Annotated in this window: 17 protein-coding genes; 13 read left to right on the forward strand and 4 right to left on the reverse strand. The window is 69.9% G+C overall.

The annotated features are described in order from the left end of the window. Positions 1-49: 49 nt before the first annotated feature. The 6 genes from BA895_RS13740 to BA895_RS13765 all read left to right on the forward strand — a co-directional run bounded on the left by BA895_RS13740 (position 50) and on the right by BA895_RS13765 (position 6168). Positions 50-1270, forward strand: a complete 1221-nt coding sequence (locus BA895_RS13740) for an AGE family epimerase/isomerase (RefSeq protein WP_070192470.1) — start codon at positions 50-52, stop codon at positions 1268-1270. A 29-nt stretch (positions 1271-1299) separates the two neighbouring features. After that, the gene (locus BA895_RS13745; protein ID WP_070192471.1) at positions 1300-2130 is read left to right on the forward strand and encodes an RraA family protein; all 831 of its coding nucleotides are present in this window, start codon (positions 1300-1302) and stop codon (positions 2128-2130) included. Then, a complete protein-coding gene (locus BA895_RS13750) occupies positions 2097-3158 on the forward strand; it encodes a mannonate dehydratase (protein WP_254666470.1) in 1062 nt (353 codons plus the stop codon). Before BA895_RS13745 ends, BA895_RS13750 begins: the two co-directional genes overlap by 34 nt. After that, the gene (locus BA895_RS13755) at positions 3155-4021 is read left to right on the forward strand and encodes an NAD(P)-dependent oxidoreductase (RefSeq protein ID WP_083283343.1); all 867 of its coding nucleotides are present in this window, start codon (positions 3155-3157) and stop codon (positions 4019-4021) included. The genes BA895_RS13750 and BA895_RS13755 overlap by 4 nt, the downstream gene beginning before the upstream one ends. Positions 4022-4033: 12 nt before the next feature. Further along, positions 4034-5092 carry a beta-propeller fold lactonase family protein gene (locus tag BA895_RS13760; RefSeq protein ID WP_070192472.1) on the forward strand — a complete coding sequence of 353 codons (1059 nt, stop codon included), beginning with the start codon at positions 4034-4036 and terminating at the stop codon, positions 5090-5092. 92 nt (positions 5093-5184) lie between these two features. Further along, positions 5185-6168, forward strand: a complete 984-nt coding sequence (locus BA895_RS13765; protein ID WP_070192473.1) for a 1,4-beta-xylanase — start codon at positions 5185-5187, stop codon at positions 6166-6168. An 8-nt stretch (positions 6169-6176) separates the two neighbouring features. Here the strand turns inward: BA895_RS13765 and BA895_RS13770 are convergent, their stop codons facing one another. Next, positions 6177-7220, reverse strand: coding sequence for an Lrp/AsnC family transcriptional regulator (locus tag BA895_RS13770; protein ID WP_070192474.1), 1044 nt, complete (start codon positions 7218-7220; stop codon positions 6177-6179). 132 nt (positions 7221-7352) lie between these two features. Between BA895_RS13770 and BA895_RS13775 the strand changes: the two genes are divergently transcribed. Further along, positions 7353-9002, forward strand: a complete 1650-nt coding sequence (locus tag BA895_RS13775; RefSeq protein ID WP_070192475.1) for an MFS transporter — start codon at positions 7353-7355, stop codon at positions 9000-9002. Positions 9003-9032: 30 nt separating this feature from the next. Here BA895_RS13775 and BA895_RS13780 read toward each other — a convergent pair whose 3' ends face one another. The 3 genes from BA895_RS13780 to BA895_RS13790 form a co-directional block, all read right to left on the reverse strand. Continuing rightward, positions 9033-10598, reverse strand: coding sequence for an alpha-N-arabinofuranosidase (locus BA895_RS13780; protein ID WP_070192476.1), 1566 nt, complete (start codon positions 10596-10598; stop codon positions 9033-9035). A 14-nt stretch (positions 10599-10612) separates the two neighbouring features. Further along, complete coding sequence (gene manD, locus BA895_RS13785) at positions 10613-11839, reverse strand: D-mannonate dehydratase ManD (RefSeq protein WP_070192477.1); 1227 nt, start codon at positions 11837-11839, stop codon at positions 10613-10615. Positions 11840-11952: 113 nt separating this feature from the next. Continuing rightward, positions 11953-13416, reverse strand: a complete 1464-nt coding sequence (locus tag BA895_RS13790; RefSeq protein WP_217493903.1) for a mannitol dehydrogenase family protein — start codon at positions 13414-13416, stop codon at positions 11953-11955. A gap of 184 nt (positions 13417-13600) precedes the next feature. On the opposite strand from BA895_RS13790, the gene BA895_RS13795 reads away from it, so the two are divergent. The 6 genes from BA895_RS13795 (at position 13601) to BA895_RS23960 (ending at position 20640) form a co-directional block, all read left to right on the forward strand. Continuing rightward, on the forward strand, positions 13601-13936 hold the full coding sequence (locus BA895_RS13795) for a TIGR04076 family protein (RefSeq protein ID WP_070192478.1): 336 nt from the start codon (positions 13601-13603) through the stop codon (positions 13934-13936). Continuing rightward, entirely contained in the window at positions 13933-14934 is a 1002-nt protein-coding gene (locus BA895_RS13800) for an LLM class flavin-dependent oxidoreductase (protein ID WP_070192479.1), read from the forward strand. Before BA895_RS13795 ends, BA895_RS13800 begins: the two co-directional genes overlap by 4 nt. Next, the gene (locus tag BA895_RS13805) at positions 14931-16604 is read left to right on the forward strand and encodes a DUF885 domain-containing protein (protein WP_070192480.1); all 1674 of its coding nucleotides are present in this window, start codon (positions 14931-14933) and stop codon (positions 16602-16604) included. Before BA895_RS13800 ends, BA895_RS13805 begins: the two co-directional genes overlap by 4 nt. A gap of 275 nt (positions 16605-16879) precedes the next feature. Next, complete coding sequence (locus BA895_RS13810) at positions 16880-18538, forward strand: HNH endonuclease signature motif containing protein (RefSeq protein WP_070192481.1); 1659 nt, start codon at positions 16880-16882, stop codon at positions 18536-18538. A gap of 726 nt (positions 18539-19264) precedes the next feature. Continuing rightward, positions 19265-19804 carry an RNA polymerase sigma factor gene (locus BA895_RS13820; RefSeq protein WP_217493904.1) on the forward strand — a complete coding sequence of 180 codons (540 nt, stop codon included), beginning with the start codon at positions 19265-19267 and terminating at the stop codon, positions 19802-19804. After that, positions 19801-20640 carry a hypothetical protein gene (locus tag BA895_RS23960; protein WP_175442328.1) on the forward strand — a complete coding sequence of 280 codons (840 nt, stop codon included), beginning with the start codon at positions 19801-19803 and terminating at the stop codon, positions 20638-20640. Before BA895_RS13820 ends, BA895_RS23960 begins: the two co-directional genes overlap by 4 nt. Positions 20641-20649 lie beyond the last annotated feature (9 nt).

Below are 20649 nucleotides of genomic sequence, written 5' to 3' on the forward strand. Positions count from 1 at the left end.
GCCACCCGCCCGACGACCCTGCGAACCGGTAACGACAGAGAGTCTCATCATGACCGTCACGTGGATCGACCAGCCCGACCACCGGGCCTGGCTGCGGCTGCAGACTCGCCTGCAGCTGCACTTCGCCCGTCGTTTCCCGCACCCCGACGGCGGCGCCTGGTACCTCGATGACGACGGCCGCCCCGACGAGGCGTTGCCCGTGCACACCTGGATCTCGGCCCGCATGCTGCACGTCTACAGCCTGGGCCATCTGGCCGGCATCCCAGGCTGCGCCCCGCTCGCAGGCCGAGCCCTCGACGGCCTACGAGGCCCCCTGCGTGACCCGGTGCACGGGGGCTGGTTCGCTTCCGTCGGGCCAGGAACCGAACGCGACGACGCCAAGGTCGGTTACGCCCACGCGTTCGTCGTCTTCGCCTCCGCGAGCGCCACGGTCGCCGGTGTGCCCGGGGCTCGAGACGTCTTGGACGAGGCCCTCGAGGTGCTGGACAGCCGCTTCTGGGAGGAGGGGCCGGGGCTGCACCGAGACTCCGCCGTCGCGGACTGGTCGGTCTTCAGCGACTACCGCGGCATCAACGCCAACATGCACGGGGTCGAGGCGCTGCTCTCAGCGTCAGACGCCACCGGTGACGCGCGATGGCGTGAGCGCGCGGCGCGCGTGACCGAGACCGTGCTCGGGTGGGCCGCCGGCAACGACTGGCGCATTCCCGAACACTTCGACGCCCACTGGACCCCCATGATGGAGCACCACCGCGACGAGCCGAACCACCCGTTCGAGCCCTACGGTGCGACCGTCGGTCACGGGCTGGAGTGGTCGCGCCTCGCGGTGCAGGTCGCCGCCTCAGGCGTCGGTCGAGCCGGGCTGCTGGCTGACGGAGCCGTCCGCCTCTTCGACCGCGCGGTGTCCGACGGGTGGGCCGTCGACGGTGCCGATGGCTTCGTGTACACGACCGACTGGTCGGGCACTCCCGTGGTGCGTCAACGGATGCACTGGGTGGTGGCCGAGGCGATCTCTGCCGCCGCCGCGCTGGGCGCCCACACCGCAGATCCACGCTACGACGGCTGGTACCGCACCTGGTGGGACTACGCGGCCACCCACCTCATTGCCGACAACGGCTCCTGGCGTCACGAGCTCGACCCGCAGAACCGTCCGGCCGCCACGGTCTGGCCCGGTCGTCCCGACCTCTATCACTCGGTGCACGCGACGATGCTGCCGCGCCTGCCCCTGGCCCCGACCGCCCCGACCGCGTTGGCCCGCGGTCTGTTGCGCTGACGCCCCCTCAACAGGAGACCTCGAACCTCATGCACGTCGCACCCGAACCCGCCTACGTCATCGAGCTCACCCACGCCTGGCACGGTGACCGGCTTCCCGACGGCCGCCCCCGCGTGCCGGATGCCGTTCTCGACCGCCTGCGCGCCGCCACCACGGAGCAGGCCTGGGCCGTGCTGCGTGACGCGGGCTACCACCTCCAGTTCTCGGGCCAGTGGTTACAGACACATCCGGGAACCGTCATCGTCGGTCGGGCCCTCACCTCCCAGTTCCTGCCGTACCGACCCGATCTCGATGCCGCCGTGGTCAAGGCCGGAGCCCGCGAGGGGCACCACGAGGCCGACAAGCAGAACTCCTGGGTCATCTCGTTGCTGCAGCCCGGAGATGTCATGGTCACCGACATCTTCGGCAAGGTCGCCGAGGGCACGGTGATCGGCGACAACCTCGGCACCGCCGTCGCCGTACGCACCGGGGTGGGAGCCGTCATCGACGGCGGCGTTCGTGACCTGGCCGGGCTGCGCGAGCTCGAGGGCGTCAACGTGTTCTGTCGCGGCACGCACCCGACGGCCATCGCCGACGTCGTGCTGGCCGGGGTGAACCTGCCGGTGCGCATCGGCCAGGCCACCGTGCTGCCCGGCGACATCGTGCTGGGCACGCCGAGCGGGGTGATCTTCATCCCGGCCCAGCTGGCCGAGCGAGTGGCCGACGTCGCCGAGGACGTGACTGTTCGTGACGAGTTCGGCAAGGGCCGGATCGCCGACGGAACCTTCACCAGTGCCGAGATCGACGTCGAACCGTGGGCCGAGCCGATCGAGGCGGCCTTCCGGTCGTGGCGCTCCGAGCGGGGCGGGCCCGCCGGATGATCCAGATCGCCGAGTTCCTACCCCCCGACCCCAGCGACGGGGTGCTCTGGCCGATCGTGAAGCAGGCCGGCATCCGGCACGCCGTGGGTGGGTTGCCCGCACCGCAGACACTGGCCGACGGTGAGGCGCCGTGGGACTTCATGCCGCTGCTGCGGATGAAGCAGCTCTACGAGTCCCACGGTTTCGAGCTCGCCGTCATCGAGGCACGACCTCCCCTGAACAACGCCAAACGCGGTCTTCCCGGCGGCGAGGCCGAGATCGACACGGTCTGCATGCTCATCGAGAACATGGGCCGACTGGGCATCCCGGTGTGGTGCTACGAGTGGATGGCCGACTTCAACTGGGTGCGCACGAACACCGAGGTACCCTCCCGTGGAGGGTCGCTGGTCAGCGGTTTCGACGCCGCCCTGTTGGCCGACGCTCCGGGCACCGAGTGGGGAGCCCTGTCGGAGGAGACCCTCTGGCGAACCCTGCAGCACTTCCTCGAACGGGTCGTTCCGGTGGCCGAACGGGCCGGCGTGAAGCTGGCCATGCACCCCGACGACCCGCCCCTGTCTCCGTTGCGGGGCATCGGACGCATCATGAGCAGCCTCGAGAACTACGACCGGCTGCTCGCGCTGGTGCCCAGCCCGGTCAACGGAATCACTCTGTGCCAGGGCAACTTTCGTCTGATGACCGATGACCTCCCCATGGCGATCCGGCACTTCGCTGAGCAGGGGAAGGTGTTCTTCGTGCACATGCGCGACGTGCGGGGAACCGTCGAGTCGTTCGAGGAGACCTGGCACGACGACGGCCCCACCGACCTGCTGGCCTGCCTGGAGGCCTACCGCGACGTCGGCTTCGACGGGGTGCTGCGCCCCGACCACGTGCCGACCGTCGCGGGCGACAGCAACCTCCGCCCGGGCTACTCCCCCTACGGACGGTTGTTCGCCATCGGGTATCTCAAGGGTCTGCGCGAGGCGGCCTACCGTGAGCACCCGACGACCGACAGCGGGCCGAGTTCTCCTACGCCGGAGGACAGCCCGTGAAGATCGCCGTCACCGGGGCGAGGGGGATGCTCGGTGTGGCCGTGACGAGTGCCGCGCTCGCCGAGGGCCACCACGTCACCGCCCTCGACCGGGCCGGCGCCCCCGACCTGGCCGCCTCCGTCAGCTCCGTCACTGACGATGCCCTGCAACGGGTCGAGGTCGACCTCACCGACTACCCCGCGGTCCGCGGCGCGGTGCAGGGGTGCGACGCCGTCATCCATCTGGCCGCGATCATCTCGCCGCTGATGGCACCCGAGCCGGCCGTGCACCACAACAACGTCATCGCCAGCTACAACGCGCTGCTCGCGGCCGCCGCCAACGGCATCCGGAAGGTCTGTCTCGCCTCGAGCGTGAACGCCGTCGGCGGCGCTTACAGCGAGCGCCCGCACTACGACTGGTTCCCGGTCACCGAAGACCACCCGAGCTATTCGCAGGACCCGTACTCGCTCTCGAAGTGGATCGGTGAGGTGCAGGCGGCCGACTTCGCCCGGCGCGACCCGAATGCCACCATCGTCTCCCTCCGCCTGCACGCACTGGTGCGCGACCGCGCCCACCTCGTCGAGTGGAAGAACAGCCTGCCGCCCACCGCTCCCAAGGACCTGTGGGGCTACACCGCCCTCGCCGACGCTGCCACCGCCTGCCTGGCCGCGGTGCACGCCGACTTCGTCGGCAGCGAGGTCATCTACGTCGTGGCGCCGACGACGACTGCGCCCCGCCCGACCGCCGAACTGCTGCGCGAGCACTACCCCGACGTCCCGCTTCGCCGCGACCTCAACGGTGAGAACGGTTTCGGCGGCTTCTTCGACTGTTCTAAGGCGGGGCGGCTGCTGGGCCTAACCCCTCAGGGGCTGGACGATGAGTGAGCGAGCGCACAGATGACTGCACAGCCCTTCCTCCTCGTCGGCTCCTACACGCCCCCACTCGGCTCCGGTAGCGGCATCACCACCTTCGCGCGGGATGCCGTCAGCGGCGCTCTGCAGCTGCGGTCGGAGTATCTGCTCGAGTCCCCTTCCTATCTGGCCGCCCACCCCAGCCTGCCGCTCGTCTACGCCGTGAGCGAGGCTGAGCACGGTCTGGTCTCCACGTTCGAGATCACGCCCGACGGACGTCTCGTGCTGCGGGGTCAGGTCAGCAGCGGCGGCGCGGGCCCGTGCCATTGCGCGGTGACCGCCGACGGTGAGCACCTCCTCGTGAGCAACTACGGCGACGGCACCGTGGCGGTGCTACCCGTCGATCGGCGGGGCAACGCCGGCTCGCCCCTCGCCGTCGTCACACGGCACGGGTCCGGCCCGGACCCGGACCGGCAGGAGGCACCTCACCCCCACCTCGCCCTCGACCTACGCGACGGCACCTTTCTCGTGGCCGACCTGGGCACCGACGAGGTGGCCCGGTACCGCATCGACGCGGCGGGGCCGGCGCGTCTCGTGGAGACCGTCATGCTGCCCCCTGGAACGGGCCCGCGTCAGGTGGCCGCGCTGGCCCGCCCGTCCGCCGGTGACGATCGAGACGACGCCCTGGTCGTCGTAGGGGAGCTCGGCTCAAACCTCACCTACCTGCCGCACGGCATCCACTCGGCGGAGGCCGAAAAGTCGGCCACTGCGGCGCAGGGGCCCGTGGGCCCAGGGGGTACCCGCACCTATCCGGCCCACCTCGAGGTCGCCCCGGGTGGTGACGTGCTCTACCTGAGCAACCGGGGGGCCGACTGCGTCAGCGCCTTCGCGGTTGACGACGACGGGTTGCGGTTCGTCGCTCGCGTTCGCGTCGGCGCGTGGCCTCGCCATTTCGCTGTCGTCGGGTCGTTCCTCTACGTCGCGGCCGAACGGGGCAACGCGATCGACCTGGTGCACTCCGACCACCGCAGCGGGTCCCTCGAGCACCTGGGCGAGGCGGCCCGGGTCAACAGCCCGGCCTGCATCCTCCCGATCACACTCTGACCCACCACCGCTCGACCCACCACCGCTCGACGCGCCACCAGCGCTCGACCCACCACCCTTTCGATCCACCACCCTCGACCTCCGGAGATGACATGAGCGAGCCGAACGTTGCCACGAGAGCCTTCCGCGCCGACGGCTGGGACGAGCCGGTCTGCGGCATGACCTGGGGCCACCCAGGCGTTCGAGGTACGTGGACAACCCAGACGGCTGAGCAGTCGATGGCAGCCCTGTGCGAGCTCAGCCTCAACTGGGTGACGCTGGCCTACGCCGCCGTGCAGGAGACGGCCCAGTCGACCACCGTCCCGTTCCGCGAGGCACCTTCGCTCACCGACGACGAGGTTCGCGCCGCCGTGGGCCGAGCCCGCTCACAGGGGCTGAAGGTGTGCCTCAAGCCCATGGTCAACGTCGCCGACGGAACCTGGCGGGCCTACATCGGCTTCTTCGACTGGGACGTCCCTGGCGAGCCCACCTGGGGCGACTGGTTCGCGTCGTACAGCGAGTACATCGTGCACCAGGCCCGTCTCGCCGCCGAGCTCGAGGTCGAGCTCTTCTGCATCGGGTGCGAGACCGTGCGGGCCGACTCCCAAGACGCGCTGTGGCGTCAGCTCATCAGCGAGGTGCGTGCGGTCTACCACGGGCCGATCACCTACAACTGCGACAAGTACCAGGAAGACCACGTGAGCTGGTGGGATGCCGTCGACGTCATCTCGGCGAGTGGCTACTACCCCAGCGGCGAGTGGGAGACCCAGCTCGACCGCATCCAGGCCGTCGTCGAGCGTGAGGGGAAGCCGTTCTGCTTCCTCGAGGCCGGCTGCCCGAGCCGCGATGGAGCACAGGCACGCCCGAACGACTGGACCCTCGTCGGCGAGCCGAACGAGCAGGTGCAGGCCGACTACCTCGACGAGATGCTCACCGCAGCCGGTCGTCGCCCGTGGGTCGGCGGCTTCATGCTGTGGGACTGGCCCGCCGAGCTGTACGACGTGACCCAGGCCGCGAGCAACGACGACTACTGCATCTACGGCAAGCAGGCCGCCATCGTCGTGGCGAGGCACTACCGGATGGCTACCCAACCCTGAAGACGTGCTCAGGTCGCAAGACGGGCCCGAGCGACCATGGCGCCGGCCTGCTTGACCACGCGGGTGCGTGGCGACACCTCGAGGGTGCGGATGCCGGGCACGGCACCGACCTGCTCGGTCACCAGACGATAGAGCGCGCGGTGGTCGCGGCAGACCACCACCGCCGTCAAGTTGTGCGGCCCGGTGACTGCGGCGGCGAAGGTCACGTCGGGCAGCTGTGCCAGCGCCGTGCCACAGGCGTGCAGATCTGCGGGAGCAGTGGTCATCCACAGCTGGGCCGTGACCTTCCACCCGAGGGCCTCGGACGACAGGTCGACGTCCACCACCGCGATTCCGCGCTGCAGCAGCAGGTGGAGCCGACGTGCGGCACGCCCCTCGCTCATCACCGCACAGGCACCGAGCTGCGCGTAGCTGGACCGACCGTCCAACACCATCTGACGCAGGATCGCCTCATCTCCGTCGTCGATCTCAATGCCTTGCGTGGGGTCGCCCACCGGGGACAGCGGCGACATCGGCGTCCTCGCCCCGTCCGCGCCCCCCGCCACCGATCTCAGCTCCTCCTCCTGTCGGCTGGTGAGCGCGCCGGCCAGCCCCGCCCAGTCGTCGGGTCGCCCGGCCCGAAACTGGTGGAGGGTCATCGCGGCGCTGATTCCCAGCACCGGTGCGGTTCGAGCGAGCTGTCCGAGCAGCAGATCCTCCCGGTCTGCAGCCGATCGGGAACGGGCCACGCACACCACCTCGGCCGCGCCGCCCCCGATCGACACCCAACCGATGTCCTGCCGCTTGGCCAGAGCCTGAGCCAGCGCCGCCGTGCCGTTCGGGGTGCACCTGATCCGCACCACCCAGGTGCTCTCCCCGAGCGCCTCCGTGTTCACCACGGCCGTCACCCGCACCACCCCCGCGGCCCGCAACCGCCGGTACCGTCGGGCGACGGTCTGTTCCGAGGCGCCCAGGGTGTCGGCGAGATGACTGAACGAGGCACGCGGCGCCACCTGCAGGGCGCGAACGATCGACCTGTCCAGGTCGTCAAGGATGACGAAATCCGCGTTCACATCAGTATTTTTAGCATATTCCCTCGTCTGGCGAGCGCTGGCCGACGCCGGCAAACGTTCCGGTTGATAGTTGGATGACATCACCGATCGGCGTCGACACGTACGGTCTTCCCCGCTGATCGAGGAGTACGCATGCCTGGCGCCCACGAAACCGCTCGCCCCGGCAGACACCGGTACCCACGAGGTGAAGCCCCGGTCGGCGGCCCGGAGGGCAACAAGTGGTGGACCTTGACGGGGGTCTGCTTCGGCACGTTCATGCTGTTGCTCGACGTCACCATCGTCAATGTCGCACTGCCCGACATCCAGTCGTCGCTCGGCTCGAGCTTCGCAGACCTGCAGTGGGTCATCGACGCGTACGCCCTGACGCTGGCTGCACTGCTGCTGACGGCGGGATCGCTGTCTGACATCTTCGGCCGCCGCAGGCTCTACATCGTCGGCCTGATGGTCTTCACCCTGGCCTCCACGTTGTGTGGCATCGCCCAGGACACCTTGGTGCTGCAGCTGAGCCGCGGCCTGCAGGGTGTCGGCGGCGCCATCATGTTCACCGTCTCACTGGCCCTGTTGGCCAGCGCCTTCCAGGGCAAGGACCGAGGCACGGCGTTCGGCATCTGGGGCTCGATCACCGGTGTTGCCGTTGCAGTCGGGCCGGTGGTCGGGGGCGTGCTGGTCTCGTCGCTGTCGTGGCGGTGGATCTTCTTCGTCAACATCCCGATCGGTATCGCGGCACTGGTGATCACCGTGCTGAAGGTTGCCGAGTCGCGCAACCCCAAGGCCCACGGCCCCGACTGGATCGGCTTTGCGGTCTTCACCGCAGCACTGAGCTCGTTGGTCTATGCACTCATCGAATCGGGACAGAAGGGCTTCGGCGACACCGTCGTCGTCACCTGCTTCATCGCGGCAGCGGCGCTGATGGTCGCCTTCGTGCTCTTCGAGATGCATACCGCCACGCCGATGCTCGACCTCAGCCTGTTCCGCAAACCGACCTTCTCAGGCGGTGCGATCGCTGCGTTCGGCATCAGCTCCGGCATCTTCTCGATGCTGCTCTACCTCACGCTCTACCTGCAGAACGTGCTGGGCTACACCGCCCTGCAGACCGGCCTCCGGCTGCTGGTGCTGTCCGGTGCGATCCTGGTCGTCTCAGGGGTCGCGGGCCGTCTCAGCTCTCACCTCCCGGCACGGTTGCTGATCGGGCCTGGTCTGGCCCTGACGGGCGTCGGCATGCTGCTCATGCGCGGGCTGGATGCCTCGTCGTCGTGGACTCACCTGATCCCCGGGTTCGTCGTGGCGGGCATCGGCGTCGGCATGGTCAACCCCCCGTTGGCCTCCACGGCCGTCGGCGTGGTGCCTCCGCGCCTGGCGGGGATGGCCTCGGGTGTGAACAGCACCTTCCGCCAGGTCGGCATCGCCACCGGAATCGCGCTGCTCGGCACCCTCTTCGCCTCTCGTCTGGAGAGCGCGGTCACGAGTGCCACCGCGGGAACTGCTCTCGCCGGCCGCGGCGAGTCGTTGGCCACTCTTGTTCAGTCCGGTCAGCTGAAGGCCGCGCTACCGAAGTTCCCGAAGGTGCAGATCCCGGTCGTCGAACAGATCGCGGCCACCGGTTTCACGTCAGCGCTCAACGGCATCCTGCTGGTCGCAGCGGCTGTCGCCCTGATCACGGCCGTCGCTGCCTTCGCGCTGATCCGCACGAAAGACTTCCACACCGCCGACCAGGAACAGCGTGGGCCGGTCAGCAGGGAGCCCAGCGAAGAGCCGGACGCGGAGCTGGCCGTGGTGGGCTGAGCCGCACCGTCGGCCTCGCGTGTTGCGTCTTCAGTCGTGCGCGGTGAGGCGGATCAGGTGCCAGGATGCCGCGTCCACGCTCAGCGACGGGCTTCCCGACACGAGACCGGTGAGTCCGTCGGGATCGGTGTCGCGCACCCGCCGTGCCGTGACGCGGTCGGGGTGGTCGGCCGTGTTCGTGAGGGTCGGGTCGCCACCGCCCATCGCGAGGTGCTCGACGACCTCCAGCGGGCCGAACGCGGTCAGGTCGAGTCGTGTGTCGATGGCCTCGGACTCGGAGCGGTTGACCAGGCTGAGCACGACCGCCCCGCTTTTGGCGTCGTGGGTGGCGGACGCGATCAGCGCGGCGGCATCGCCGTAGGTGGTCGTGGTCAGGCTCGGCCCGCTGACCCGAAGGTCGAGCACCGTTCCCCGGCTGTATCTCGACATCAGCGCGAACGGGGCGAAGATGCTCTGGCGCCAGGCGGGCCCACCTGCCTGGGTCTGAATCGGTGCAATGACGTTGACGAGCTGGGCCTGGCAGGCCAGACCCACGCGGTCGGAGTGGTTCAGCAGCGTCATGATCAGTGAGGCCACGACGACGGCGTCGTCGACGGTGTACTCCTCTTCGATGAGGTGCGGTGGCCGGTCAGACCACTCGAGGTGGTCCTCGCCACCGAAGTCGGACTGACGCCACACGTTCCACTCGTCGAACGAGACCATGGTCTGCCGGCTCGACTTCTTGGCGGCCGCCACGTGGTCGGCCGTGGCCACGACGGCGTGGATGTACTGGTCCATGTCGACCGAGCTGCACAGGAACGACTGCCGGTCGACGGCGTGAGGGTCGTAGTAGGCGTGGGCCGAGATGTAGTCGACGACCTCGAGGGAGCGCCCGAGCACCTCGGCCTCCCAGGCACCGAAGGTCGGCATACCCCGGCCGCTGCTGCCGCAGGCGACGAGCGACAGCGTCTGGTCGAAGCGCTTGAGGGCCTGGCCGGTACGAGCGGCCAGCTTTCCGTAGTCGGCGGAGCTGAGATGACCCAGCTGCCACGGACCGTCCATCTCGTTGCCGAGGCACCAGAGCCTGATGTCGAACGGCGCCGTGGCCCCGTTGCGGATCCGGCGTTCCGAGAGCTCGCTGCCGCCGGGATGGTTGCAGTACTCGACCAGGTCGAGCGCCTCCTGCAGGCCTCGGGTTCCGAGGTTCACCGCCATGACCGGCTCGGCACCGACCTCGCCGAGCCACGCCATGAACTCGTGCAGACCGAACTGGTTGGTCTCCGTGGACTTCCAGGCCGAATCGAGTCGGGTGGGTCGGCGCTCCGGTGCGCCGACGGAGTCCTCCCACCGAAACCCTGACACGAAGTTTCCGCCCGGGTAGCGAACGACGCTGACGCCGAGCTCCTTGACGAGCTCGAGAACGTCTCCACGGAAGCCTCGTTCGTCAGCCGTCGGGTGCCCCGGCTCATAGATGCCCTCGTAGACACACCGACCCAGGTGCTCGACGAACGACCCGAAGACTCGTCGTTGTACCGGCGCGACCACGAACCCCGGGTGGGCCGTGACCGTGGCCTGACCGGCCGCACGGGCTGCTTCGGGCGCTGTTGGTGTCGTCATGTCCGTTGTCTCGCTCACCAGTCGTGCACCGTCCCGTCGAGAAGTCGGTTGAAGGGGAGGTAGGCCCGCTCGTAGGGGAAGCGAGCAGCGGCCCCCTCGTCGAGCTCGACCCCGAGGCCGGGTTGCTCACCCGGGTGCAGGTCGCCGTCGGTAAAGCTGAAGCTCTGCCGGAACACCTCGTTCGTCAGCTCGCCGTGGGGCATGTACTCCTGGATGCCGAAGTTGTGGATCGCGAGGTCGAGGTGCAGGGCCGCCGCCATACCGACCGGCGAGATGTCGGTGGGGCCGTGGATGCCCGACTTGATCTGGTACATCGCGGCAAAGTCCATCAGCTTCTTCATCGGGGTGAGGCCCCCGGTGTGGGTGACCGCCGACCGCACATAGTCGATGAGCTGCTCGGTGATCAGGGTCTGGTAGTCGAAGGCCGTGTTGAAGACCTCGCCGATCGCCAGCGGTGTCGTGGTCTGGGAGCGAACCCGGCGCAACGCCTCCGGGTTCTCGGCGGGCGTGCAGTCCTCCAGCCAGAAGAGGTCGTAGGGCTCGAGGGACCTGCCGAGACGGGCTGCCTGGTTCGGCGTCATCCGGTGGTGACCGTCGTGCAGCAGGGTGAGCTCGGGGCCGAACTCGGCTCGCACCGCGTCGAACACGGTCGGCAGATGCCGCAGGTAGGCGGCGGTGTCCCAGTCCTCCTCGGCCGGCAGGGCCTGGCGGCGGGCCGGCTCGTAGTCATAGCGCGTCCCCTCCCCTGCCGAGGCGGCCACCCCGTACACCGCGCGGAGGCCGGGGACCGCAGTCTGCACCCGGATGGCTGTGAACCCGAGGCTCTGGTGCATCCGTATCGAGTCGAAGAGCGACTCGAGGTCGAGGCCGCTGGCGTGCCCGTAGGCCCGGATGCCGGTTCGGGACGCGCCGCCGAGCAGCTGGTAGACGGGCAGGCTGGCTGCTTTTCCCTTGATGTCCCACAGGGCCATGTCGACCGCCGCGATCGCCGCCATGGTGACAGGCCCGCGACGCCAGTAGGCGCTGCGGTAGAGAAACTGCCAGGTGTCCTCGATGCGGTGCGGGTCGCGGTCGATGATGAGGGGTACGACATGCTCGGTGAGGTAGGCGGCCACCGCGAGCTCTCGACCGTTCAGCGTCGCGTCGCCCAAGCCCGTGAGCCCGTCGTCGGTGGTGATCTTGAGGGTGACGAAGTTACGGTCGGGGCTGGTCACGACCACGTCGGCCGAGCTGATCCTCATGACGGTGCCTTCCGGTCAAGTCCTCCGGTTTCAAGCTCGCCCGGCGTTCACCGGGTGAGCGTCCTGCTCATCGTCGCAGAGGGGCGCCGGCGCGCACCGGTCGGCCCGCCACGTCAGATCAGTTCTCGGAACTGGGTGGTGATCGCCTGCTTGAAGGCCGCGTGGTCGATCAGGTCGGTGCCGAAGACCTCGGTGACCCCGAGCAGCGCCTCGACGATCGACCGCGGGTCGCCGGGCGCTCCTGCCACCGTTTGCCGCAGGCGGTGGGCGAGGGGGTCGTCGAGCGGGAGGGGGCGACCGGTGACGTCGTGACCCGTGGTCATGTAGGCCATCCAGGCAGCCACCGCCAAGGCGACCGACTCGGGCACGGCCCCGGTGGCCAGCCGGTCACGGGCGGTCCCGAGCAGACGGATCGGGAGCTTCTGTGAGCCGTCCATGGCGACCTGGGTCGTGAGGTGACCGAGCGCCGGGTTGGCGAACCGGTCGAGCACCTCCTCGGCGTAAGCCACCACGTCGACACCGTCCGGCGCCTGAAGCGTCGGTACGACGTCGTCGACCACGAGCCGCAACGCCTTGGTGCGCAGGTCGCGGTCGTCCACCGACTGCGCGATGGTCTCGTGACCCGCGAGGGCCCCGAGGTAGGCCAACATCGAGTGGGTGCCGTTGAGCACGCGCAGCTTGAGCCGCTCGTAGGGCACGACGTCGTCGACGAGCGTCGCTCCGGCTCGCTCCCACGCCGGGCGCCCGGCCGCGAAGCGGTCCTCGATGACCCACTGCCGGAAGGGTTCGGCCACGACGAGGGCCTCGTCCCGCACCCCGAGCAGGGCCGTGGCCTCGGCACGGTCACGGCTGCTGGTGGCGGGCACGATGCGGTCGACCATCGAGGAGGGGCAGCTGACGTGCTCCGCGATCCACGCAGCGGTCTGCTCCCCTTCGCGAGGGGGAAGAGCCTGGCAGAAGTCGGCGAGCAGACCCTGCACCACCTGGCCGTTCTCGGGGAGGTTGTCGCACGAGAGCACGGTGACGGGCCCGGCCTCGGTGTTCCGGCGCGCCTGCAGGCCCCGCACCAGCTGGCCCACGACGCTGCGGCTACCGGCCTGCCCACGGCCGGGGACGGCAAGGTCGTGGGCGATGGCGTCGTCGCCCACGTCGAGGCCACCGTGCTCGCCTCGCCGATAGCCCTTCTCCGTGACCGTAAGCGTCACGACGCGCGTTGCGGGGTCGGCGAGCAGCTGAAGCAGCCGCTCGCCCTCCTCGGCGGCGAAGAGCACCTCGCGCACCTGCCCCACGACTCTGGCCGTGACCTCGCGCTGACCACGTTCCAGCACCGTGTAGAGGCCGTCCTGGGGTCGCAGCTGCTCGACCACCTTGCGCGAACGTTGCGTGACTCCGCAAATGCCCCAGCCGGGTTCGTCGGCCGTGACAGCGGCATCCTCGGTGAAGACGGCCTGGTGGGCACGGTGGAAGGCACCGATACCGAGGTGCACGATTCCCAAGGACTCCGCGAGCCCAGGGTCGGGCGGGAGCCGGACACCGCACCGAGCAAGTGGAAGGTGCTCTCGGGAAAGCCGTTTCACAAGACCCTCCTCGTGTGTGACACAACCGGGCTCTCGCTGGCCAGCCATTGACCGATGCCGAGCGAAAGCCCACCGACGGGCCTGTCTGACCACGTTCCGACCGTAGCCTGACCGGTAGCCGGCGCGTCACCCACGCCCGCGAGTCTGGTGCCCCGGCCGCGCTGTCTCGCGGCAGACTGGCCCCATGAGCGATCGACCCGAGACCGACGACGTGACCGTGCTGGCCGACCTGCGGGTGGTGGTCGACCGCATCGAGGGTCGTTCGGTCTGTGGTCTGCGCGTCGGCGACGAGTTCACCGTGACCAGCTCGAGCCAGCTGCGGATGCCGCCGGGCGGGCACTTCTGTCTCTACGCCCTCGCTGCGGTGCTGCCGCTGCTTCCCGCCAAACAGCGCGCGCTCAGCGCAGGCGACTGGCTCTCGAGCGACTGTGAGGCCGCCTGCCCCGACCCCGACGAGCGGCTCGTCATGCGCATCGAGAGCGGCCCGGTTCGCCGGCACGCGACCGAGGACCTCACGTGACGACCCGGCCCGACCGGCAGCCGACGGGTGCGCGGGAGGTCTCGATCGCCCTGCAGACCGACAAGACCCCGGCCGCATACGCCACCCTCGCCCGCGCCGCCGAAGACCTCGGTTTCGACGGCGTCAGCGTCTTCGCCGATCTCGGCTTCCAGCCACCGGCGCTGGCGCTGGGGGCGATCGCGGCGGCCACGTCGCGGGTGCGCATCGGTGCCGCGTGCCAGAACCCGCTGCTGACCCATCCGGTCGAGATCGCGGGTCAGGTCGCCGCCCTCGATCTCGCTTCAGGGGGTCGTGCCTACGTCGGTCTGGCCCGGGGGGCGTGGCTCGACGGCCTCGGGGTCGATACCTCCCGCCCGATCGCCCGGCTGTCCGACAGCGTCAAGATCATCAGGCGACTGCTGGCCGGCGACGACGAGGGCTTCGCCGGAGACGTGCTCGGTCTCGCCCCAGGGGTTCGCCTGCGCTTTCCCCTGCCTTCTCGCCCGGTCGACCTGCTCGTCGGCACCTGGGGGGAGCGCACTGCGCGCTGGGCCTCCGGTTGCGCCGAGGAGGTGAAGATCGGCGGCACCGCCAATCCCGACATGGTGGGCGTCATGCGCGGCTGGCTCGGCATGTCGCCGACCCGCGTTGTGGTCGGCGCGGTGACCGTGTGCGACCCCGACCGGTCGGTGGCACGCGCGCTCGCCCGACGCGAGGTCGCGCTCTATCTCGACGTGGTCGCCGGCCTCGACCCCACGGTCACCGTTCCCACCGAGGTCAGGCAGCGCATCGCGTCGGCGGTGCGGTCAGGAGACCACGACGCCGCCGGCGCCGCGGTACCCGACGATCTGCTCGATCGGTTCGCGTTCGCCGGCACCCCCAGCGACATCGCCGCCCGTATCGACGAGCTCTTCGACGCCGGCGCCGACCGGGTCGAGCTCGGTACGCCGCACGGCGTCGACGGGCTGAACGGCATCCGACTGCTCGGCAGCGAGACCCTCCCGCGGGTGACGCGATGACCACACGAGAGGTCGCAGACACCTACGTGGCCGCGCTTGCCCGCACCGACGCGGATGCCGCTGCCATCGCGGGGGTCGCCCCGACGGCAGTGCTGCCGATGCTCTCCCCCGGAGCCTTCGACGACCGGGTCGGTGCCGCCCGCGTTGCCCGGGAAGCACTGTCGCACCGACGTTCCCGCGACGACGAGGCTTTGACGCTCGTGCTCGGTGAACGCCTCGACGCCGAGATCGACCTCGTCGACTGCGGGTTCACCGAACGCCTCCTCGCCCCTCTCGCCACCCCCGTCGACACCGTGCGCACGACCTTCGACCAGCTACCGCGCGACACTGAAGCGCAGTGGGAACAGGTCATCGAGACGCTCGGCGCCGTGGCCGGAGCCCACGATGACTACCTCGCCACCCTGGTGCGGTCGGCCGGCCGCGGCCACGTCGTGGGCGCCCGGCAGGTGCGTCAGATCGCGCGCCGTTGTCGAGGGTGGGTAAACGACGACGACTTCTACGGGCTGCTCACGGGGGCGGCCCCCACTGCTCTTCAGGACCGTGCCGCTGCCGCCGGCCACACCGCCTCGGCAGCGACCCTGCGCTTCGCCGACGAGGTCGAGCGCCTCTTGCTGCCTGTCGCGCCCGAGGCCGACGCCGTGGGCCACGAGCTGTACACCCACACAGCCCGCGCTTTCCTCGGCTGTGACGTCGACCTCGTCGAGACCTATGACTGGGGGTGGAGCGAGCTCGACCGCATCGCAACCGAGGCCGACGCGCTGGCCCGGCAGCTGCATCCCGACGGGTTCGATGCCGCCGTGGCGGCCCTCGACGCCGACCCCAGATGGCTTCTCGGCTCGAGTGAGGAGGTCGAGAGCTGGCTCACCGCTCGGATGCTGTCGATCGCCGACCACGTCGACGGCCGCCACCTCGACCTGCCACCCGAGCCGCTACGCCGCCCCGAATGCCGCATGGCGAGTGCGGCATCGGGCGTCATGTACTACGCGGAGCCCGACCCGGCTCTGACCAGGCCCGGGCGGGTGTGGTGGACCGTCGACCCCGCTGTGGGCGCCCGCACCTGGCGCGAGGCGACGACGCTCCACCACGAGGGCGTGCCGGGCCACCACACCCAGATCGTCACCGCCATGACCACCCCGGGCTTGCACCCCTGGCAGCGCCACCTGTGTCAGGTGCACGGCCACGCGGAAGGATGGGCCCACTGGGCGGAGGCGTGGTGCGCCGAGATCGGGCTGCTCGACGACCCCGCCGAACGGCTCGGGATGCTCATCGGTCAGGCGTGGCGGGCGGCCCGCATCGTCATCGACATGGGGCTGCACCTCGGTCTGCCGATCCCGGCCGACCGGTCGCGCCGCGGCGGGCTCGCGGGGGGTTCCGCCCTGTCGGGGGCCACGGAATGGTCGTACGACGTCGCGGTCGACTTTCTGCGCACGGTCACCGGTCTCGGTCCGTCGATGGCCCGCTTCGAGGTCGACCGCTACCTGGGCTGGCCGGCCCAGGCGCTGGCCTTCAGGGTCGGCGCTCGTGAGTTCGAGTCGATCCGCACTCACGCTCGTTCAGTGGCCGGCACCAGGTGGGACGAGCGCGCTTTTCTCACCGACCTGCTGCGGCTCGGCCCCATGGGTCTCGGGCCCTTGCGCACTCTCGGCCACCGCCTCGGTCAGCAGGAATGAGGAGACGCCCGCGAACCGCTACCCCACCCGCCCAAGTCGAGTGGCCACTTTCGTACCGACCCGAGGGGCCAGTTTCGTGCCGCGCGGTTGGCACCTTCGAGGGCTCAGAGGTGCCAGACGCACAGCCCAGCGTGCGGTTGGCACCTCTGGCACTGGGCAGGTGCCGACCGCGCAGCGCCGCGCCAGCGGCACCCGAGCCGAGAGGCGAGTTCGGTTGTGGACAAGCGGGTTTCGTAGGTGGGGCAGTGTCAGTGGTGGCCTCTAGGGTTTGAGTCATGAACACGACGGGTTCGCTTCTCGAGAGGCTCCGGCAGCAGCTGGCCGACCTCGAGTCGACCCAGCGCCGAAACGGAGGAATCGCAGGCGCTGGGTTCTGGTCCACGCCCATCCCGGATGCCGCAGAGCCGGCTCCGTCGGACGCCGCAGAGGCGGCTCCGGCGGATGCCGCCGGCCCTGTTCTGGGTGCCACTGACCCAATCTCGCCGGAGGCCGCCTCGGCCGGCGAGGATGTGCCGGTCCGGGAGTTCCCGGCGCCGTTGACGATCCACTGGGCGAACTGGTCAAACGTGAGTGGGGCGTACGCGTCGGGGTTCGCATTCGCCGCCGCGAGCCTGGACCGGCCCAGAATGGAACCGGCCCGGATGAGCGAGACCGACCTGCTCGAGTCGGTGACCCAACTCGGCGCCGTGGAACACCACAAGGAGCTCAACCTGGTGCGGCTGGTGACCCAGCTCGAGGCCCGCGGGGTGGCCTCCCCGGGTGGGTTGTGTCGGGTCGACTGGTTGCGCACGGTCGATCCCACTCTGACCGCCAGCGCAGCCAAAGCGGTCGTGACGTGTGGGGCAGCGTTCAACGAGCCCCGGTGGGCCCAGTTGCATGACGCCGTCACCACCAGCACGGGCGGGCGGGTGACGGTGGGTAAGGCCGCGCAGGTCATCGACTTCTTCCACCGCCTCAAGCCGGTCGCTGACCCCGACGACCTCGCCCAGGCCGTCACCCACCTCACCGACCAAGCGCCCCTGCTGCGGTGGGAACAGCTCGCGAAGCTCGCCCGTGAGCTCTCCGACCAGGTCCGCCCCCCGAAGGACGCGGACGAACACGACCAGAAACGCCGCGACGGCCGAGGGTTGTGGTTCACCAGCCCCAACGCGGCCGGGATGGTCGGACTGTCCGGCACCCTCGACCCCGAAGGCGCGGCAACCCTCAAAGCCGCCATCGACCCCCTCAGTGCGCCCCGCCCCCTCACCGATGACAAGGGGGTCAAGATCGAGGACGACCCCCGACCACCCCACCAGCGCCGGATGGACGCCCTGCTCGACCTCGTCGCCCGCGGTGTCACGGCGCCCGGTCAGGCACCGAGCACGGACAAAGCCAAGATCGTGGTCACCATCAACTTCGAGACCCTGCGGGACTTCCTCGCGCACGGCTGCCCACCCGACTGGGCCACCCGCGGCGGCGGCAAGGGCTCGGCCGGGAAGAACGGTGCGACGGGCAAGGGCGGGAGCGGGTCGTGCCTGAGCGGTGACGTGCTCAGCGCGGCCATCGTGCGCCGGATGGCGTGCGACGCCACGATCATCCCCGTCGTCCTCGGCTCCGACTCCCAACCCCTCGATGTGGGTCGGGAGGAACGGCTCGTCACCCGCGCCATGCGCACCGCCCTCTGGCTGCGCGACAAGGGCTGCTCCTTCCCGGGGTGCTCCACCCCCGCGCAGTGGACCGACGCCCACCATGTCAAACATTGGGTCGACGGCGGCACCACCTGCCTGGGCAACCTCGCCCTGTTGTGCCGGCGACACCACATCTACGTCCACGAGAAGCACCTCACCGCGACCATCACCACCACCGGCGTCACCTGGCACACCTGGCAACACTGGCGCACCAGCTTGGGCACCGACCCACCAGCAGAACCTACGACATCCTCGCCAGAGCCCTGACCTGTCGATCGGGTGTGCCCAGGTGCCGCCAATCGACCGCAGGCACCTCATCGATGCACGTGATGGGACGTCTGTCAGGGTGGGGCCCGGGGGCAGCCCCTCCGCACGAGGCATCCGGGTCCGCGAGCTCCAGCAGCAGGGAACGCCCGAGTGAGCGCATCGGCGATCCGTCTCCCCCGTTCGATGTAACCCCGGGCCGTGAAGTGGATGGCGTCGGAGAGGTACCACGGGTCCGTGGCCTCACTGCCCCAGTCGTAGATCCGCATATTCGGATGTCGCGAGCAGCGCGTGGCGGACGACGAAGCGGTCGCCACGGCGGATCACGACGTTGCCCGCGAGCAGCTCGCCCATCGCAGACACGAACGCCGCCTTGTCGAGGGTGGAGGCGTCCTGCAGCGTCTCGAGGTCGACGTGGCTGCCACCAACCGAGGGCCATTCGCGCGACCTGGGATGCGGGCGCCGACAGTCGTTCGACGTGCCGCCGCCGTCCAGTCCGGGAAGGTACGCCGCGTTTCGGTCGGTGGGGCGCGGGAGGCGGCTTCGAGGATGGAAGGGGAGGTGACCGGCAGGGCGCAGACGACGGTCGGTGAGTGAGGTTGGGCCCGCGGGCTTGCGTACCCTCGATGTGGCCCACCGTTCATCCGTGGTTCACCGTCGCTGGGTACGACTCAACATCGCATCGGAAAGTGACCCAACCGCCGCACCGCCACCGGCGTCGGAAGGGGTGTGACGACCATCGACTGGATGCAGGGGGCGCCACTGGTGAGCCGAGTGAACAGCGGCCCGGTCTCGGCCGAGGCGGAGGTTCATGCCGTCTACGCGGCCGAGTACGCCCAGCTCGCTGGGTGGGCGGCTCGGCTCGTCGGCGACCCCGATCTGGCTCACGATCTGGCGACGGAGGCTTTCGTGCGGCTGCTGCGCCACTGGCCCAAGGTGACCGGCCCGCGGGCCTGGCTCTACACCTGCGTCGGCAACCAGGTGAAGGACCACTGGCGAAAGCGCGAACGAGAGTCGCGCGCCTACCGCAGGTTCGCCTCGTCGACGCCGCCCGAGGCCCAGGTCGCTGAGCACGCGACCACCCTCAGCGTGCAGGATGCCGTGCAGTCCCTTCCCGACCGACTGCGGCTACCCGTGTTGCTGCACTACTTCGCCGACCTCAGCGTGGCCCAGGTTGCGACGTCACTCGGGCTGTCTGACGGGGCCGTGAAGCGCTATCTCTTCGACGCGCGAGCTCTGCTCGCTCCCCGGCTGGAGGATGTGCGATGACTGACCACGACAACGACCCGCTGCGGGCGTACTTCGACCGCGAGCGCGATCAGGTCGAACCGTTGCCCGCTGACGACGAACGGTGGGGCGAGATCACGCGCCGGGCCGGTCGGCGCTCACGCCGGGTGTGGGTTCCGGCGGCGAGTGTGGCGGCCGCCGCCCTGCTCGTGGGCGCAGCGGTGACGACCGGCATCCGTCAACAGCCGCTGCCACCGGCGACCTCGGACTCGGTGACCATGAGTGTCCAGACGCCTGTGAGCACCGACCAGCCCGCGCCGACCGTGACCACGGTGCCGACGGTGACCACCATGCCACCCGTGACCACGGTGCCCGAGAGCCCTCCGGCGAGCACTACCAGACGACCGGCGATCAGTTCCACCGTGCCCCCGATGCCCCCGGCGACGAGTTCTCGTAGTGCCGCACCACCTCCAGCACCCGGCTCACCCACGACGACCACCCCCAGACGCACCTCGACCGCGCCTCCGCCGCCACCCGCGTCCACCTCGGTCCGGACGCCACCCACGACCCGCACCTCCCCGACCACCACGGGCTGCGACGCGACGGCGATCACCAACGACACCGGGCGCGTCGGCATCACCGTCGACGTGTGCGTCGGCGACTGGGCCCTGGTCTCCACGCCCGGGCCAGGTGACACCAGCGAGTTCGTCCATCGCTCATCGGGCCACTGGACGGTCTTCGACGGTCAGCCCAGCACCCGCTGCCAGTCCGAGGCCAAGGCCGAGGGTGTGCCGAAACAGCTGCTCCCCTACTTCCGGGCCTGCAGCACCACTCCGTCGGCGGCCGACGGCCGAGGGGAGACGGCGCTCCTGAGCTGAGACCAATGA

This window comes from Humibacillus sp. DSM 29435, from assembly GCF_001758225.1.
In the GTDB taxonomy this organism is placed as follows: Bacteria; Actinomycetota; Actinomycetes; order Actinomycetales; family Dermatophilaceae; genus DSM-29435.